16 protein-coding genes are annotated in these 16,525 nt (G+C 70.3%); 4 read left to right on the forward strand and 12 right to left on the reverse strand.

Annotation, left to right across the window (positions count from 1 at the left end; translation table 11 throughout):
* Position 1: 1 nt before the first annotated feature.
* The 6 genes from VFK57_10065 to VFK57_10090 all read right to left on the reverse strand — a co-directional run bounded on the left by VFK57_10065 (position 2) and on the right by VFK57_10090 (position 3,227).
* Positions 2-496, reverse strand: coding sequence for a hypothetical protein (locus VFK57_10065; GenBank protein HET7696041.1), 495 nt, complete (start codon positions 494-496; stop codon positions 2-4).
* Between the two features lie 61 nt (positions 497-557).
* Entirely contained in the window at positions 558-1,211 is a 654-nt protein-coding gene (locus VFK57_10070) for a hypothetical protein (GenBank protein ID HET7696042.1), read from the reverse strand.
* Between the two features lie 46 nt (positions 1,212-1,257).
* Entirely contained in the window at positions 1,258-1,674 is a 417-nt protein-coding gene (locus VFK57_10075; GenBank protein ID HET7696043.1) for a hypothetical protein, read from the reverse strand.
* A gap of 37 nt (positions 1,675-1,711) precedes the next feature.
* A complete protein-coding gene (locus VFK57_10080; protein ID HET7696044.1) occupies positions 1,712-2,242 on the reverse strand; it encodes a signal peptidase II in 531 nt (176 codons plus the stop codon).
* Entirely contained in the window at positions 2,243-2,545 is a 303-nt protein-coding gene (locus VFK57_10085) for a DUF962 domain-containing protein (protein ID HET7696045.1), read from the reverse strand. It lies immediately after the preceding gene.
* A gap of 46 nt (positions 2,546-2,591) precedes the next feature.
* On the reverse strand, positions 2,592-3,227 hold the full coding sequence (locus tag VFK57_10090; GenBank protein HET7696046.1) for an outer membrane beta-barrel protein: 636 nt from the start codon (positions 3,225-3,227) through the stop codon (positions 2,592-2,594).
* A gap of 147 nt (positions 3,228-3,374) precedes the next feature.
* Between VFK57_10090 and VFK57_10095 the strand changes: the two genes are divergently transcribed.
* The gene (locus tag VFK57_10095; GenBank protein ID HET7696047.1) at positions 3,375-5,645 is read left to right on the forward strand and encodes a CehA/McbA family metallohydrolase; all 2,271 of its coding nucleotides are present in this window, start codon (positions 3,375-3,377) and stop codon (positions 5,643-5,645) included.
* Here the strand turns inward: VFK57_10095 and VFK57_10100 are convergent.
* From VFK57_10100 to VFK57_10115, 4 genes are all read right to left on the reverse strand, one after another.
* On the reverse strand, positions 5,609-6,484 hold the full coding sequence (locus tag VFK57_10100) for an AAC(3) family N-acetyltransferase (protein ID HET7696048.1): 876 nt from the start codon (positions 6,482-6,484) through the stop codon (positions 5,609-5,611). The two genes, VFK57_10095 and VFK57_10100, sit on opposite strands and share 37 nt — an antisense overlap.
* A 2-nt stretch (positions 6,485-6,486) precedes the next feature.
* Complete coding sequence (locus VFK57_10105; protein ID HET7696049.1) at positions 6,487-6,876, reverse strand: SET domain-containing protein-lysine N-methyltransferase; 390 nt, start codon at positions 6,874-6,876, stop codon at positions 6,487-6,489.
* A gap of 14 nt (positions 6,877-6,890) precedes the next feature.
* Positions 6,891-7,823: a phosphatase PAP2 family protein gene (locus tag VFK57_10110; protein HET7696050.1), complete on the reverse strand. Its 933-nt coding sequence runs from the start codon at positions 7,821-7,823 to the stop codon at positions 6,891-6,893.
* 85 nt (positions 7,824-7,908) lie between these two features.
* Positions 7,909-10,356, reverse strand: coding sequence for an ABC transporter permease (locus tag VFK57_10115; protein ID HET7696051.1), 2,448 nt, complete (start codon positions 10,354-10,356; stop codon positions 7,909-7,911).
* A 109-nt stretch (positions 10,357-10,465) separates the two neighbouring features.
* Here VFK57_10115 and VFK57_10120 point away from each other — a divergent pair, with 109 nt between their 5' ends.
* Positions 10,466-12,700 (forward strand): oligopeptide transporter, OPT family, encoded by a 2,235-nt coding sequence (locus VFK57_10120; protein ID HET7696052.1) that lies wholly within the window; start codon positions 10,466-10,468, stop codon positions 12,698-12,700.
* A gap of 116 nt (positions 12,701-12,816) precedes the next feature.
* A complete protein-coding gene (locus VFK57_10125; protein ID HET7696053.1) occupies positions 12,817-13,674 on the forward strand; it encodes a ChbG/HpnK family deacetylase in 858 nt (285 codons plus the stop codon).
* Here the strand turns inward: VFK57_10125 and VFK57_10130 are convergent.
* Positions 13,671-14,255 (reverse strand): DUF1326 domain-containing protein, encoded by a 585-nt coding sequence (locus VFK57_10130; protein HET7696054.1) that lies wholly within the window; start codon positions 14,253-14,255, stop codon positions 13,671-13,673. The genes VFK57_10125 and VFK57_10130 overlap by 4 nt on opposite strands.
* A gap of 96 nt (positions 14,256-14,351) precedes the next feature.
* On the opposite strand from VFK57_10130, the gene VFK57_10135 reads away from it, so the two are divergent.
* A complete protein-coding gene (locus VFK57_10135; protein HET7696055.1) occupies positions 14,352-15,056 on the forward strand; it encodes a DUF2182 domain-containing protein in 705 nt (234 codons plus the stop codon).
* Here VFK57_10135 and VFK57_10140 read toward each other — a convergent pair whose 3' ends face one another.
* Positions 15,057-16,490, reverse strand: a complete 1,434-nt coding sequence (locus VFK57_10140; protein ID HET7696056.1) for a serine hydrolase domain-containing protein — start codon at positions 16,488-16,490, stop codon at positions 15,057-15,059.
* Positions 16,491-16,525: the final 35 nt, after the last annotated feature.

Here is a 16,525-nt window from a genome sequence, read left to right on the forward strand (position 1 = left end):
GCTATCGCAACGAACCGGTGCGGAACGCGCGCCGGGCGCCCGACGCAATCGGAAACCCGATCAGAAACATGTGGACCAGGACGCCGGTGACGACCACGATCGCCGCCGGCAGCGGCCGCGGCCCGATCTTCGACAGCGGAATGACGACGAAGTTCATCACGAGATACACGCCAATCCCGTAGAGCGCGCCGGTGACGGCGGGATGGCTGGTCAGCGCGGGCACCCGCGCCGCGGCGGCGAAGAACACGGCGGTGATGATGAACGCGATCAGGAAATGGAAGCCGAGGCCGAGCGCGGCGGTCGCCGCGCCCCCCGCGTAGGCGTCGCGGCCGAGGGCGCCGCTCGCCACCGACTGCAGCAGCCGCGCCGGCGTCGTGCCGCTGCGGAAGTACGAGAACAGGATCGCGTAGGTGATGTCGAGCACGCCGGCGGTCAGCGCGCTCACCACGAACGCACTGCCCCACCGCGCCCGGTTGATTCCCCGTCGAGTGCCCATCACGAGGCGCTATCTTATCCCCGGGCCGCCGCCTTTGCAGAACAGCGGCCCCGACCCGCCGTCAGCGGAACTCGACGCGGACGCCGGTGCGGACCAGATACTTCGGTCCCACGTTCTGCGTATTCGCCAGCCGCAGCCCGGCGAACGGACGCAGCGTCACCCGCGGCGCGACGCGGATGTCGACCCCGAGCCCGCCGTCGACGGCCGCCGCGTTCGTGCCGGGGCCGCGGCGGGTCTCGCCGTCCCCGGGCTGCAGCGTGAATCCGGGCGGCGCCTGCGGCGCCACCTTCGGCCCGCGCTCGGTGCCGCCATGCGTCATGAACCCGCCGCCTCCCCACACGACGGGGCGCACCGGGCCGGACCCGAACGTGTGCGCGACCGACGCGATGACGAACGTCGCCGTCCCCTCCCAGCGCTCCGTGTAGGGAACCGGCTCCAGCCGTCCCTGCGCGTCGTGCGCCACCGCGAACAGCCCGAGATCGCGCACGTGGCGCGTCCGGCTGACTTCGATCTCGACGCCCGTCGCATCAGTCAGGCGCCAGCCGAGCGCGCCTCCGGCGCCGATGCCGGATCCGAGCAGGCTCTCGTCGTCGGTAATGCGCGTGTAATCGACCGTGCCGGCGACCGAGAATCGGCCGGCCGGCTGCGCGTACGCCGGCGACGAACAGGCCGCCACCACGGCCAGCGCCGCCGCAATCCCTGCAAATCTCTCCACGTCTGCCTCCATCGCCCTGGAAGGCGTGAATCGCCGCACGCGCGGCTCACCTTGGCGGATACGACGCGGACGTCAGGCGCGTCAGCAGGGCGATCACCAGACCGAAGGCGATGATCGGCGGCCCCTCGAGCGCCGTCCAGTACGCCGGCAGACCGGCGTGCAGGTCGATCGCGATCAGCATCGCGCCGAAGGCGATGTTCATCACGGCGATGAACCAGACGATCGGCCGGTAGCGCACGGGATCGGTCGAGACCAGCAGCACCAGGACGCCGTGGAAACCGTAGAGCGCCGCAATCGAACGGGCGAGGTAATCGACGACCGCGGAGCGCGGGAACTCACCCAGGCCGAGCCGCGCGTGCGTGGACGCCATCCAGTCCACCGGCAACAGCATCGCGGGAAACGCCGCAATCGTGAAGACGCCGGCAATGCGAAGAACGACGACGAGCCATCTTTGTGCGTTCATGTCATCGCGAGGCGCGCTCGTCGTCCGGCCCCGCGACTCAGCGCGGATCAGGGCGCACGCGAATGGAGGGACGCGTGAACTCCGAGATCAGGACGATGGCGACGCCGAGCAGGATCGCGACGTCGGCGACGTTGAACACCCCGGTGCGCAGCGGACCGACGCCGACGTTGATGAAGTCGATGACGCTGCCGTGCAGGACGCGGTCGACCCAGTTCGACACGCCGCCGGCGACGAACAGCGCGAGACCGAAGGCCGCCCACCCGCGCCAGCGAAGCCTGATGCCGTAGGCGACGAGCGCGAGCAGGAGCACGCCGGTGGCGACGACGAACAACGAGGTACGGACCGTCTCGGGCAGATCCGCCCCGAGGCTCAGGAATCCGCCGGCGTTCTGCACGTAGCCGAGGCGGATGGTATCGGCGAGCAGCGACCGCGCCGGCCGGCCGGCCAGCGCGGCGGTCGCCACGTGCTTGGTGACACGGTCGCAGCCGACCGTCGCCGCGATCGTGGCGACCAGCCCGAGCTGGAGCACCAGCGTCCCGATCGCGGGCCGCGCGCCAGGCGGCGGCACTTAGGCGCGTCCCCGCATCTTGGCGATCCACCAGCGCAGGCCGACCAGGAGAAAACGCCAGTCGTGCAGGAACTCGGGCGGCTTGCCTTCCACCGCGTGGCCGACGAACTGGAAAATCCATCCGAGGACGAACAGCGCCGCCGGCACCGGCCACCAGCGCGGCTCGACGAGCGCCACCAGGACGAGCGGCAGCGAGAGCACGATCAGGGGGATCCCGATCGTATGGCAGAAACGGTTGACGGGATGCTGGTGGCTCAGCGCGTACTGCGAGATCCACTGATCCCAGGTCTTGCCGCCAAGCATGCCTCACCTCCCACGACGAGCTTCCGGCCGGGCGCGACGGACGCGTCTAGAAACGGTATCCGATCCCGAGCCGCGTGGAAAGGTTGTGGGTCGTGCACTCCGACGCCGGGCACGGCGGGGCAAAGCTGCGGTGGCGGATGATCGTGTCCCCCATCTCGAAGCGCGCGACGGTGCGGGCGGTGGGATGAACTTCGACGCCGCCGCCGAAATCGAACGCGAACTCGGTGCGGTACTGATAAGGGGCGATCAGCATCAGGATGACGGCGCAGCCGGGCCCTTCGCAGGCGGTGCCGCGATCGGCAAGGCGCGTGAAGCCCGGCCGGGCCTTGCCGAACACGCCGAACCGGTCGAAGCGGGCGCCGACCTTGACGCCGAACAGCGCGTCGGTGCGCCGCCGCTCGCTGACGACGCGGTAGCTTCCGGCGGCTGTTTCGGTCAAGACCCCCGCGATGCGATCCTTGGGATAGAACGCGAGCTCCCCTTCGAGGGCGACGTGGCGCGTCAGGTCGAACGTCAGGCGCCCGCCCAGGCCGGCGCGCGCGCCCGAGACATCGCTCAGCCGCAGCATGCTCAGATTGGCGGCGGCCTCGAGCCGTTCGCCGGGCGTCTGGGCGGAGGCGTGCCGCACGCCGGCGGCGCACGCGCACAACAGCGCCAGGGCGAAAAGCCGTGTGGTCTTCATGGTCGGATCTCCTGCAGGTCTGGCGCACCGACGCGGAGCAAATCCGGTGCCCGCGCGCGCCGGGAGTGGCCGCGGGCAGCCGGGGCCGGATCCGCCCCGGACGATCCCGATCGCTGGATTTCGCCGTCCAAGAACTAGAATGCGCGCATGTCCGATCGCATCGGCCGCCGCGCGCTGCTCCGCCAGGTTGCCGAGCTCGCGCTGGTCGCCGCGCCGCTGCTCCGCGCGGTGCGCGCCGACGCCGACGTCCTCGAGCTGCAGCCGCTGCTCGCGCAGGTCCGCCGCGTGCTCGACGCCATGCACGCGCTCGGCGAGCCGTTCGCCGAGGCCGACATCGCCGCGCTGACGGCTGCCGAGAACGGCGGCGACGCCGCGGCCATCGCCGCCGCGGTGGATCGCGTGCTCGCGTCGCGATGTCTCGCCGAGGTCCGGATCAATCCGGAGGCGCGCGTCTCGGTGACGCGGGGCCCGGCGGAGGCGCGGCTCGCCGAGCACGGCTGGCGCGCGTTTCTGATCAAGGTCCGCAACGAAGCGGGCGTCACGGCGCGGCTGCTGCTCGAGAGCCCGCAGGCGCGCCCGGTGTATCGTCCGGCCACCGGCAATGCCATGGCGCCGCCCAGCGTCCGCCAGGCCGACGTCCTCGATCGCTGGCTGGCGATCGAGATGTACGACGAGAAGCCGCTCGAGCCGCCGCTGTCCGGCCTGCCGCTCGAGTACCGGGTGGTGACGCTCTACAGCCGCGATCGCGGACGGCGCGAGGCGCAGATCGGCGCCACGATCGGCAGCGGCAGCGAGGACATCGGTTTCCGCAACCGGGTCGCGATCGTCTTCCACATCGATCCATCCGAGGACGTGGGCATCCGCGTGCGGGACGAGCACGGCCGGCCCGCGGTGGCGTCGCTGCTGGTCGAGGATCGGCAGGGCCGCGTCTATCCGGCGCGTTCGAAGCGGCTGGCGCCCGATTTCTTCTTCCAGCGCCAGGTCTATCGCGCCGACGGCGAGACGATACGGCTGCCGGCCGGCGAATTCACGGCGACGTGCGGCCGCGGTCCCGAGTACGTGACCGAACAGCGGCGGATCGAGGTTCGTCCCGGCGTGCGCGCGCCGGCCATCGACGTGCAGCTCAGACGCTGGATCGATCCGGCGGCGCGCGGGTGGTACTCCGGCGACCATCACATCCACGCGGCCGGCTGCAGCCACTACGAGAGTCCCACCGAAGGGGTGCGGCCGGAAGACATGATGCGCCACGTCCTGGGAGAGGCGCTGAGCGTCGGCGCGGTGCTGAACTGGGGCCCCGGCTACTACCATCAGCGGCAGTACTTCGAGGGCAAGGAACACCGCCTCTCCACCAGGTCCACGCTGCTGCGCTACGACCTCGAGGTCTCCGGGTTCCCGTCCAGCCACTGCGGGCATCTCGTCCTGCTGCGGCTGCGCGAGCAGGACTATCCCGACACGCGGCAGATCGAAGACTGGCCGTCGTGGGATCTGCCGATTCTGAAATGGGCGAAAGGGCAAGGCGCGGTCGCGGGATTCGCGCACAGCGGCTGGGGCCTGCAGGTGAACAGCCACGCCCTGCCCAATCTCGAGATGCCGCCGTTCGACGGCATCGGCGCCAACGAGTACATCGTCGACGTCACGCACGACGCGGTGGACTTCATCTCGGCGTGCGACACGCCGTACGCGCACGAGTTGAACATCTGGTACCACACGCTGAATTGCGGCTATCGCGCGCGGATCTCGGGGGAGACCGACTTCCCCTGCATCACCGACGAGCGCGTCGGCGGCGGCCGCTCCTACGTGCGCGTGGACGGCGCGCTGTCGTACGACGGCTGGTGCGAGGGGGTGCGGCGCGGCCGGACCTACGTGTCGGACGGCTTCTCGCACCTGATGGATTTCGCCGCCGACGGCGTTCCGCTCGGCGGCAGCGATCTGCAGGTGGGGCCGCGAACCCGTGTGACGCTCACCGCCGCCTGTGCGTGCCTGCTGCCGTCGCAGGCTCCGGCCGCGAAGCCGGATCCCTCGAGGCGTCCGTTCTGGACGCCGGAACACGCGCGCGTTCCCGGCACCCGCGAGGCCGTCGTCGAGGCGGTGGTGAACGGCCAACCGGTCGCGCGTCAGCGGATCCGCGCGGACGGCACGGTGCACGACGTCCGCCTCGAGGTCGCGGTCGAGCGCAGCAGCTGGATCGCGCTGCGCATCCTCGGCAGCGCGCACACCAACCCGATCTTCGCCCGCGTGGACGGCAAGGAGATTCGCGCGTCCCGGAAGAGCGCCGAGTGGTGCGCGCAGGCGGTCGACCTGTGCTGGGCGCAGAAGTCGCCGCGCATCCGCGCCCGCGAACGCGACGCGGCCCGCGCCGCATTCGACGTGGCGCGCGAGCGCTATCGGGAAGTCCTGCGCCAGTCGGACGCGGACTGACCCGGCGCCGGCACGAGCCGGTCGGCGGCGCGCCGATCGCGTGCGACTGCCTCCATCACCGGACGGGCGAAGTCGAGAAGCCCGCGCGCGGAGAGCAGATGGCTCGGCGCATCCCCCACGAGGCCGCCGCCGTTCCGCGTCCCGGCGAGATACGTGTCGACGATCCGGGCGAAGAAGCGATCGGGCCAGTTGGCGTGCGCCCCCTGGGCGGACGTGTCGTACTCCTTCATCTCGCGCCAGACGCGGACGCCGTTCTCGAGCACCGGAACGCGGAAGCGGGCGACGCGCTTGTCCGGCAGGTCGGCCACGTGCTCGACGTAGTGCAGGAAGGTGACCGCGTCATGGTCCGGCGCGAGCAGCAGAATCTTTCCGTCCAGCTCGACGAACCGCTCCAGCGGCGAGCCGGCGCCGAACGCGAAATCCCACGGCTGCGACGAGAACACGCGGCCGGCGGCGGCGCCCCAGGCGACCAAGCGCGCCGGATGCGGATTGACCTGCGACCCGGGCCAGGTGCGGAAGAACTCGACCAGGGTGCCGTTGTCGCGCGCCGAGCGCGCGGTGGCAGGGTCGAACGCCGGCAGCATGCCGAGCACATCCGCCTCCTGCGCGGGCGTGAGATTGCCCCGCCCGACTTCGTCCACATACCGCGGACAGCTCGCGTACATGATCAGCGTCCCGTCTGGCGTGATCGCGTCCTTGATCGCGAGGTGGATCTGATCCGGACCGCCGGCCACGTCCCCGACGGCTCGGACCGACGCGTGCGTCATCACCACGTCGCCGTGCCGCAGCCCGAGCGCACGCAGATCGGCGGCGAGCCGATCGCGGGAGATCATCGCCATGCTCAGATCGTCCGCCGGCAGTTCGGCCGGCAGCGGCACCTGATCCCGGCAACGCCGTCGGTGTTGTAGTCGTAGGTGAGCTCTTCACCCGTGCGGATGTTGCGCGAGGCACGGATCCAGATGTGCCGCCCGTCGATGTCGACGTAGCAGTTCGGCCGGCAGGCATGATTGATGTACCGCGCCACATTGCCGCCGAACGCGGCGTCGCGCGCCCAGCGCGCGTCGATGGTGAAGATCCAGATCCGGTGCCGGGGCAGATAGCGCTGCTCGCGGCGCCAGGCCTCGGCCTGCGAGATCAGCTGTCCCTTGTATTCGACGATGCGGGTGTCTTCGGCGATGGGTTCACCGGCGTAGACACCCCAGCCGGAGATCGCCGAACGCCTGCGGGTCACGCGCGGAAGCCTGGTCACGACTCAAAATGATATGCGACGGCGAATCCCGCGATCATGATCGCGAAGACGCCGACCGCGCCGAGCGCGCGTGCCGGCGCGCGCCGGCGATCGTGTTCAGGGACCGGTTCGTCCGGCCTCGCGCGCAGGAACAGCACGTAGGCGAGGGACGCCGCCGCGGTGCCGGCAACCACGTCGGCGGCGTAGTGCTGCTTGGTGAACAGGGTCGACACGCCGATCAATGCGGCCCAGGCGACCGCCGCCGCGCCCACGCCGCGGTGCACGCGCAGACACGCCAGCGCCGAGACGAACGCGTAGGCGACGTGCAGCGAGGGAAAGCAGTTGTAGGGCGGATCCAGCGAATACAGGATGCGCAGCGTCCACGCGGCGAAGCCCGCGTCGCCGATCGCGTCCGGCCGCGGGGCGGAGGTCGGATAGACGAGGAAGATCGCGTACGACAGCGCCATCACCAGCAGGTATCCCTGCAGCGCGCGCCGGATGAGCGCGCGATCGCGCACGACGAGCAGCGGCAGCACGATTACGAAGACGTAGAGCGAGCCGTAGACCAGCATCCACGCCGGGTGCAGCGGAATCACGCCGTCGAGCGCCAGGGCGGGCTGATGGGTGGCGCGCTCGCGCGTCAGGATCGAGACGACGAAGTACATCGGCGCCATCGAGACCACCGCGCTCGCGAGCTGCGATCGCCACACCAGGAACGTGATCAGCCCGGGCAGCGCCGCGACGACGTAGATGAGCGCGCCGCCCACGCCGGGGCCGTCCTGCAGCACGTCGCCGGCGATGGCGAGGCCGACCGCGGCGAGGATGATGCCCCACTCGACGCGCCGGCGTGCACGCGCGGCAAGCGTCCCGAGGGCGCGGGCAAGCGACGGACCGGCCAGAACCGGTCCGAGCAGCCCGATGCCCGCCGCGGCGGCCAGTGGATCGATCACGCCGGCGATGCGGCGAGCGGGCGGTGCGCCGGCAGGCGGATGGGGGTCGGCAGCATGTTCCGGGCAGGGTAGCGTACCCGATCCGCTACTCGTCGCGCAGCGCGACCACCGGATCGACGCGCGTGGCGCGGCGCGCCGGAACGTAGCTCGCGACGGCGGCGGTGCCGATCAAGATCAGCGGCACGGCGGTGAACGTCGCCAGATCCGTCGCGCTGATCCCGAACAGCATGCTTGCCATCACGCGCGTCAATGCCGCCGCGGCGGCCAGGCCGATGAGGCTGCCGCCGGCCGTCAGCAGCATCCCCTGCTTCAGCACCATCGCCAGGATGCGGCCGCGCTCGGCGCCGAGCGCCATGCGAACGCCGATGTCGTGCGCCCCTTGCGCGACCAGGTGCGACATCACGCCGTAGACGCCGACGACGGCCAGGATCAGCGCGAACAGCGCGAAGGCGCCGAGCATGAGCGTCGAGAACCGCTGGCGCGCCATCGAGGCGGACAGGCGGCTCGTCATGGTCTGCACGTCGAACACCGTGATCGTCGGATCCATTTCCTGGATCTTCCGCACCATCGCGCGGCCCACTGCTGCGGGATCGCCGGAGGTGCGGGCGACCTGGTAGCTCGCCCACACGCCCGGGCGGTACAGGACGATCCGCCCGTCCACGTCGAGGCCGTACTGTTTCACGCTGCCGACGACGCCGACGATCCGGAGCTTCCGCGCCGGATCGAACCAGACGTGCTTGCCGACGGCGTCGCCGGCGGGCCAGAAGCGCTGCGCGAACTTCTCGTCGATCACCGCCACCTGCTCGGCCGTCGACGGCATGTCGGCGGCCGTGAACACGCGGCCGCTCACGAGCGGAACGCCCATGGTGCGGAAATACTCCGCCGTGACCGAGCGTTGATCGACCTGCAGTTCCTGCCCGGGCTGCGGCGTCCAGCCCTCGACGTTGATCGATCCCCAGCCGATCGAGGAGGTGAAGGGCAGCGACGACACCGCGCCGTGCGCGCCGACGCCGGGCACGCCGGCCAGCGCCTCCGCGATCGGCCCGTAGTGCGCGAGCGCCGCGTCACGGTTCGGAAACTGCCGCGCGCTCGGGCCGACCCGCATCGAGATGACGCCGTCGGGCTGGAATCCCGGCGAGACCCCCTGCAGCCGGACGAAGCTGCGGAGCAGCAGCCCGGCAGCGACGAGGAGCACGAGGGAGATCGCCACCTCGGCGACGACGAGCAGGCCGCGCAGGCGCGGCCGCGCGCTCCCGAAGCCGCCTTCTCCCTGCGCGTTCCTGCCCCCGGCTTTGAGCGACGCGTTGAGATCGACACGGGCAGCGCGGATCGCGGGGACGAGACCGAAGATCAGCCCGGTCGCGACCGACACCGCGAGGGTGAACAGCAGCACGGTCCCGTCGAGCACAATCGCGTCGAGCCGCGGAATGTTCCCGGGGTTGACGGCGCGCACGACCTGCAGCGCGATCCGGGCAAGCGCGAGACCCGCCGCCCCGCCGAGCAGCGCCAGCAGCAGGCTCTCGGTCAGCAGCTGGCCGACGAGCCTGCGCCAGCTCGCGCCGAGCGCCGTCCGGACCGCAATCTCCTTCTGGCGCCCCGCGGCGCGCGTGAGCAGCAGGTTCGCCACGTTCGCGCACGCGATCAGCAGCACCAGCGTCACCGATCCGAGCACCACGAGAATGGCGACGCGCACGTCGCCGACGACCGACTCGATCAGCGGCACGACGTCGATCGTGAACGTGCGATCGCGCTTGTCCTTGTCGCGGATCCGCGCCGCAATCGCCGCGACGTCCGCCTTCGCCTGCGCCATGGTGACGCCCGGCTTGACGCGCGCCATGACGTTGAAGTTCTCGTCGCCCCGCCGCGTGACGGCGTCGGCGCCGAGCGGCAGCGGCAGGAAGACGTCCATCTGCCGGATGCTCGCCACGGTCGGCATGATCTCGCCATTCAGCAGGAACTCCGGGCCGAGCACGCCCGCCACCTCGAACTGGTTCCTGGCGTCGCCGGCGCCCTGCCCGACGCCGTTCAACGTGATCGCCCTGCCGACGACGTCCGGGTCGCCGCCGAAGACGCGGTTCCAGAACCCGTAGCTCAGGATGACGACGGGCGGCCGCCCCGGCGCGTCTTCGTCGGGACGCAGCAGCCGGCCGTGCAGCGGCCTGGCGCCGAGCAGCGTGAACAGGCTGGACGAGGTCTCGAGCGCCTCGACGCGCTGCGCGTCGCCGATGCCGAGCAGCGTCCCGGACCGGCCGCGCGAGATCGACAGCTCGTCGAACGAACGATTCTCGCTGCGGACGTCGATGTACTGCCCGGGCGACGGCCAGTCCTGTGGAATGTCGACGCCGGGAGAGCGCAGCCAGAGCACCGCGAGGCGCTCGGGATCGGGGTAGGGCAGCGGCCTGAGCAGCAGCGCGTTGACGACGCTGAAGATGGCGGAGTTGGCGCCGATGCCGATCGCCAGCGACGCGACGATCACCGCGGTGAGGCCGGCGTTGCGCCTGAGGGTGCGGACGGCGTAGCGGAGGTCGTGCATGATGGCATTAGACGTCGCGGGACGCCGATGGTTTACAGCGGGATCGTGCCAGATCGCCGCCAACTGTGGTACCTTCCGGCGCGCGAAACCATCCTGCCGGAGGTAGTGCGTGGCCAACGTCAAGACGCCGAAGACCGAAGCGGCCGTCAATCCATCGTGGAACTCGACCGCTCCGCTGGGCGAATTCCGGCCGTACGTGCCCGAGAGCGCGAACCTGCCGGAATTCACCTTCAAGGCGGTGCTCTTCGGCGCCATCTTCGGCATCATCTTCGGCGCGGTCACCGTCTACGTCGGGCTGCGCGCCGGCCTCACCGTGTCGGCGTCGATTCCCATCGCCGTCCTGAGCATCAGCCTGCTGCGCGCCTTCGGCAAGGCGACGATTCTCGAGAACAACATCGTGCAGACCGCCGGCTCCGCCGGCGAGTCGGTCGCGGCCGGCGCCATCTTCACGCTGCCGGCGCTCATCTTCATGGGGTTCCCCTTCGAGTACTCGCGCATCTTCCTGCTGGCGCTGATCGGCGGGTGGATCGGGGTCCTGTTCATGATTCCGCTGCGCCGCCAGCTGATCGTGCAGGAGCACGGCAACCTGCTGTATCCGGAAGGCACGGCGTGCGCCGACGTCCTCGTCGCCGGCGAGAAGGGCGGGTCGTTCGCGAGCCGCGTGTTCTGGGGCCTCGGGCTCGGCGGCGCCTACACCTTCCTGATGGCCACCGTCGGCCTGTGGAAACAGCGGCCGCTCTACGAGCCGGCCTGGCTCCCCGGCGCGTCGGTCCGCGCCGAGATCACCAGCGAATACCTCGGCGTCGGCTACATCATCGGGCCGCGCATCGCCGGCACGATCTTCGCCGGCGGCGTGTTCTCATGGCTGGTCCTGATGCCGGCGATCAAGTTCTTCGGCGAGGGGCTCGCCGACCCGCTCTACCCCAGCACCATTCCGATCCGCGACATGACGCCGGGCCAGATGTGGGAGAACTACATCCGCCCGATGGGGGCCGGCGCGGTGGCGATGGCGGGACTCATCACCCTGATGAAGACGATGCCGACGATCGTCAACGCGCTGAAGAGCGGGATCCGCGACGTGCGGGCGCAGCAGGGCGGCGCCGAGGCATCCGGCGGCCGGCTCGATCGCGACCTGGCGATGAAGTGGGTGCTGCTCGGCTCGCTCGCCATCATCGTCGCGATGTGGCTGATGCTGACGTTCAACCCGATTGCCGGGGCGCGGACGAGCGGCTTCGAGAACCTGATCGCGTCGCTCTTCGTCGTGCTGTTCGGCTTCCTGTTCGTCACCGTGTCGTCGCGAATCTGCGGGCTGATCGGCACGTCCGCCAATCCGGTCAGCGGCATGACCATCGCCACCTTGATGGCGACCTGCGCGATGTTCCTGGCGATGGGCTGGACCGCGCCGGCCTATTCGGCGCTGGCGATCACGATCGGCGGCGTGGTCTGCGTCGCGGCGGCCAATGCCGGGGCGACGTCGCAGGACCTGAAGACCGGCTTCCTGATCGGGGCGACGCCGTACCGGCAGCAGTGGGCGCTGATGATCGGCGTCATGGTGTCGGTGTTCGTGATTGGCGGCACGCTGATGCTGATGAACTTCGGCCTGTCGGAGTTCCGCCCGGTGCAGCGGCCGATCGACATCGAGCGGGTGCGCGCCGAGCAGAGCGCGCGCGGCGCCGCGATCCGCATCGAGAAGGAGCTGGACGATCCGCACCCGCAGGTCTACCGCGACAAGCGCTACATCCTGGTCAACGCGCTCGGCTCGCGCGAGCTGCCCGACGGCAAGTACCTCTACGATCCCGACACGCGGCAGATCGAAGTGCAGTGGATCACCGGCATCGGCAGCGACAAGGCGGCCGCGCCGCAGGGCCGGCTCATGGCCACGGTCATCACCGGCATCCTGAACCAGCGGCTGCCGTGGCGCCTGGTGGCGATGGGGGTCTTCCTGGTGATCGCGGTGGAACTGCTCGGCATCCGCTCGCTGTCGTTCGCGGTCGGTTCCTACCTGGGGCTCCACACCACGCTGGCGATCTTCTGCGGCGGGATCGTCCGCTGGGCCGCCGAGCGCGGGCGCAAACCCGCGGGAGGCCACGCCGAGAGCGACGTGAGTCCGGGCTCGCTGTTCGCGAGCGGCCTGATCGCCGCGGGCGGCGTGCTGGGCCTGATCGCGATCATCATCAACGTGCTCGGCGATCCCGAGCTGGGCATCCGCGTGATCCCGCCCGGCGTGCTCGCCTTCGGACCGCGCCTCGCGCCCGGGCTCGCCGCCTCGAACATTTTCGCCGTGCTGATGTTTGCGCTGCTCGCGTACTCGCTGTATTACTTCGCGCGAAAGAAGCTCGACTAGATCGGGCCATCGGGCTATCGGGCCATCGGGCTATCGGGCTATCGGGCTATCGGGCCATCGGGCGATCGGGTCATCGGGTGATCGGAGATCGGGTTATCGGGCCATCGGGGGATCGGATGCGACTGATCGGCACGTTACTGCTGGGGATGGTCGCGCTGCAGCCGGCGGCGACCGAGATCCGCCTCGTCGTCAAAGGGGACGACATGGGCGCGGCGCACGGCATCAACACGGCCACCATCGCCGCCTACAAGCAGGGGATTCTCACCACGACCAACGTGATCGTTCCCGGGCCCTGGTTCCCCGAGGCGGCGCGCCTGCTCAAGGAGAATCCCGGCCTCGACGTCGGCGTCCATCTCGCGCTGACGAGCGAATGGGACAACGTCAAGTGGCGGCCGGTGGCGTCCGTGCCGTCGCTGGTCGACGAAGACGGGTGGCTGTTGCCGATGGTGCAGCCGCGCCCGGCTGCGGAGCCCGGGCGCAGTCTGAAGGAGCGCGGCTGGAAACTGGACGAGATCGAGCGCGAGCTGCGCGCCCAGCTGGCCATCGCGAAACGGCACGTGCCGCAGGCCACCTACACCTGGAACCACATGGGCTTCACGTCCCTCGGTCCCGAGGTGGCGGCGCTGGTCTCGCGGTTGAGCAAGGAGTACGGGCTGGTGGTGCCGTCCGAGCTGGGCATTCAGCCGCTGGGGCGCGTCTACGACGGGCGCGACTCGGGCCAGGTGAAGGCGGACAAGCTCGCGGCGAAGCTGGAGACGCTCGCGCCCGGCCTGTGGCTGCACATCGACCACGCGTCGACTGACGATCCCGAAATGCGCGCGATCGGCCACCAGGGCTACGAGTGGGTCGCCGCGGATCGCAGCGCGAACGTCGACGCGTGGACCAGCCCCAAGGTGCGCGAGGTGATCACGCGCCGCGGCATCAGGCTGACGAACTACCGCGAGCTGGCGGGAACGCTCGCGGCGGCGCGCTAGGAATACGAGAACGGGCCGAACGCCGCGTACTGGCCCGAGTGGTCGTACTCGACCGCGCCGCGGACGCGGAACACTCTCGACATCGCGGCGCTGCCGTGCTTCGTGACCAGCCCTTCAGGCAGCACGATCTCCGGGTGCGCGTCCGCCTGCGTCACCGGATTGCGGATCGTGGTGAGCTCGAGCTCGACGAAGTCGCCGATCGTGGCGCGCGTGGCGTGCCGCGCCAGCGAGACGTCGAAGCGCGCCGGATCGGGGCCGTGCAGCTCGTAGGTCTTCCGGAACAGCCCCCACGGGCCGCCGGCCTCGCCGGCGAGCAGGCTCGTGAGCGCCGCCCGCTGCGCCGCGTCGGCGCGCTCGTCCAGATAGCAGGCGGCGCGTCCGCCCCCTTCGTGAATCGCCGCGGGCCAGGCGGCATACAACGCGACGCCGAGGCCATCGACGCTGACGCCGTTCACCTCGCCGCGTTCGATCATCCAGATCCAGCCCCCCTCGCAGTTGCCGCGGCTCGGGCGCGCGTTGAAATTGCACGGACAGCCCCAGTCGCAGTTGCACGCGATCACCACGTTCCCGGTCAACACCATCCCCGCATACTGCGACGCCGGATCCCCCCAGTCAAGCGTCGAGCGGGGGGGGAACGGGAAACCGGCGGCGAAGGCGTCGGATAGGATCGTGAGCGGATGGTGATGCTGCTCCTGGTGCTCGTGCCACTGGTCTCCTGGCTGTGGATCGTCGTCATGGCGCGCGACATGTACGGGCCGATGACCGGCGCCAGCGCCTGGATGATGACGCCGGTGTGGGACGCGCCGCACCTGCTGCTGTTGTGGGCGATGTGGGCGGTGATGATGATCGGCATGATGCTGCCGGCGGCCTCGCCGCTGATCATGCTCGCCGGCGCCGGCCGCGTGCGGCACAGCTCGCTCCTCGCGCTCGGCTACGTCGCGGTGTGGGGCACCTTCAGCGTCGGGGCGACCTTCCTGCAATGGGGACTGATGCGCAGCGGCGTCGTCACGCCCATGATGGAGATGTCCAGCCGCCGTGCCGGCGCCGTACTGCTGATCGTCGCCGGCCTGTATCAGTTCACGCCGTTGAAGCACGCCTGTCTCGCGGCGTGCCAGTCGCCGCTCGCCTTCGTGATGCGGCGGTGGCGCGGCGGCGCGGCGGGCGCGTTTCGCATGGGCGTCGAGCACGGCGTGTACTGCGTCGGCTGCTGCTGGGCGCTGATGCTGCTGTTGTTCGCCGGCGGGGTGATGAACCTCACGGTGATCGCGGCATTGACCGCGCTGGTGGCGTTCGAGAAGCTGACGCCGGCCGGTCCGGCCAGCGCGCGCGTCAGCGGGTCGCTGCTGGTGGGGGTGGCCGCGTGGATGCTGCTCGGCGCGTGATTACCGCGTCCGCACCGCGGCGCGGCCCACGAATCGAATCCACGCGATGCGCCCGGCAGCGTCGCGCACGAACTCGATCGATTGCCCCTGGTCCGGGCCGTCGGTGACGATCACGCGATCCGGTCCGTAGAATGCCACCGGATAGTCCCGCGGCGCGCCGCCGCCGTTCGGCCGATCCTGCACGATCAGCTTTCCGCTCTCGACACGGACGACGTACGAGTTGTTGGGCCTGGCGTAGGTGCCCAGGTACGGCGCGGGATCGGGCTGCTGCGCCAGCGGCGACGCCGACGGGATCGTCTCGACGAGGCCGCGATGCGCGATCGCCTGGTTCGGCGTGTAGGCGGCGTCCAGATAGGACTGCAGCGCGGCGCGCTCCACGTCCTGGATCAATCGCCAGCCGGTGCTGGCATTGGTGAGGATCGCAATCGCGAAGTTGCGCTCCGGCACGATCTCGAGGAGCAGGATGTGTCCGCCGAGCGTCCCGCCGTGCCCGAACGCTCGAACGGCGCCGACGCGACGGATGTGCCACGACAGTCCGATCTCGTCGTCGGTTCCCTGCTTGCGCGATTGCGGCGCCCGCATCTGCTCCAGCGATTCGCGCTGGAGGACCCGCTCGCCGTTCGCGGCGGCACCGTCACCCAGGTGAAACCGCGCGTACGTCAGGAGATCCGTCATGCAGAGCCCGACCCCGCCCGCGGTGACGCTGGTCGACGCGCTGAAAGGCCGCAGGAGCCTGGCCGTGCCGTCCCTCGTCGCATGAGGCGCGGCGAATCGCTGAACGATGAAGTCGCCCGCCGTCGTGCCCGCATGGTCGAGTCCGAGCGGCTGGAAGACGAGATCGCGCATCGCCTGGTTGATCGGATGTGCCGTGACGGCCTCGATGACGCGGCCGGCGATGCTGAACCCCGCGTTGTTGTAGCTCCACACCTGTCCCGGAGGGGCGATCTGCATGAGGTCGGTGATGGTGCCGACGAAGTTCTTGAGCGTCTCGGTGCCGCGCTCCGGACCGGAGACCTGCCCCTCCCAGCCGCCAAGGTGCGTGAGGAGGTGCCACGGCGTCACGTCGCGGCTGGCGGCCTCGTCGCGCACGCGGAACTCCGGCAGATACGTCCGCACCGGCGCCCGCAGATCGACTTTGCCCTGCTCCACCAGGCGCATCATCGCCGTCGCCGCGAACGTCTTCGAGATCGACGCGATCGGGAAGACGGTGTGCTCGGTGATCGGAAGCGGGTCCTCGACGTTGGTGATGCCGAGCCCGCGGATCGTGGTCCGACCGTCCGCGACGATCCCCAGCGCGACGCCGGGGACGCCGTACTCCTTCATCTTCGCTTCGGCCAGGGCGGCCAGCGTGTTGAAGCGCGGGTCGGCGGACTGCGCGTGGGCGCCGCCCGAGACCAGCCCCAGGAACGCGATCGACAGGACGGTACAGCGCATCGGCTTTCTCACGTCGCCCTCACAGGTCCGCATGG

The sequence above is a fragment of the Vicinamibacterales bacterium genome (genome assembly GCA_035699745.1).
In the GTDB taxonomy this organism is placed as follows: Bacteria; Acidobacteriota; Vicinamibacteria; order Vicinamibacterales; family 2-12-FULL-66-21; genus JAICSD01.

What these genes read in the sequence shown, in the direction of transcription:
- VFK57_10085 (HET7696045.1), bottom strand. Translation starts at nt 2,545, where the DNA reads ATGCTTGGCGGCAAGACCTGGGATCAGTGGATCTCGCAGTACGCGCTG.
- VFK57_10115 (HET7696051.1), bottom strand. Translation starts at nt 10,356, where the DNA reads ATGCACGACCTCCGCTACGCCGTCCGCACCCTCAGGCGCAACGCCGGC.
- VFK57_10090 (HET7696046.1), bottom strand. Translation starts at nt 3,227, where the DNA reads ATGAAGACCACACGGCTTTTCGCCCTGGCGCTGTTGTGCGCGTGCGCC.
- VFK57_10135 (HET7696055.1), top strand. Translation starts at nt 14,352, where the DNA reads ATGGTGATGCTGCTCCTGGTGCTCGTGCCACTGGTCTCCTGGCTGTGG.
- VFK57_10065 (HET7696041.1), bottom strand. Translation starts at nt 496, where the DNA reads ATGGGCACTCGACGGGGAATCAACCGGGCGCGGTGGGGCAGTGCGTTC.
- VFK57_10075 (HET7696043.1), bottom strand. Translation starts at nt 1,674, where the DNA reads ATGAACGCACAAAGATGGCTCGTCGTCGTTCTTCGCATTGCCGGCGTC.
- VFK57_10095 (HET7696047.1), top strand. Translation starts at nt 3,375, where the DNA reads ATGTCCGATCGCATCGGCCGCCGCGCGCTGCTCCGCCAGGTTGCCGAG.
- VFK57_10130 (HET7696054.1), bottom strand. Translation starts at nt 14,255, where the DNA reads ATGGTGTTGACCGGGAACGTGGTGATCGCGTGCAACTGCGACTGGGGC.
- VFK57_10100 (HET7696048.1), bottom strand. Translation starts at nt 6,484, where the DNA reads ATGGCGATGATCTCCCGCGATCGGCTCGCCGCCGATCTGCGTGCGCTC.
- VFK57_10125 (HET7696053.1), top strand. Translation starts at nt 12,817, where the DNA reads ATGCGACTGATCGGCACGTTACTGCTGGGGATGGTCGCGCTGCAGCCG.
- VFK57_10140 (HET7696056.1), bottom strand. Translation starts at nt 16,490, where the DNA reads ATGCGCTGTACCGTCCTGTCGATCGCGTTCCTGGGGCTGGTCTCGGGC.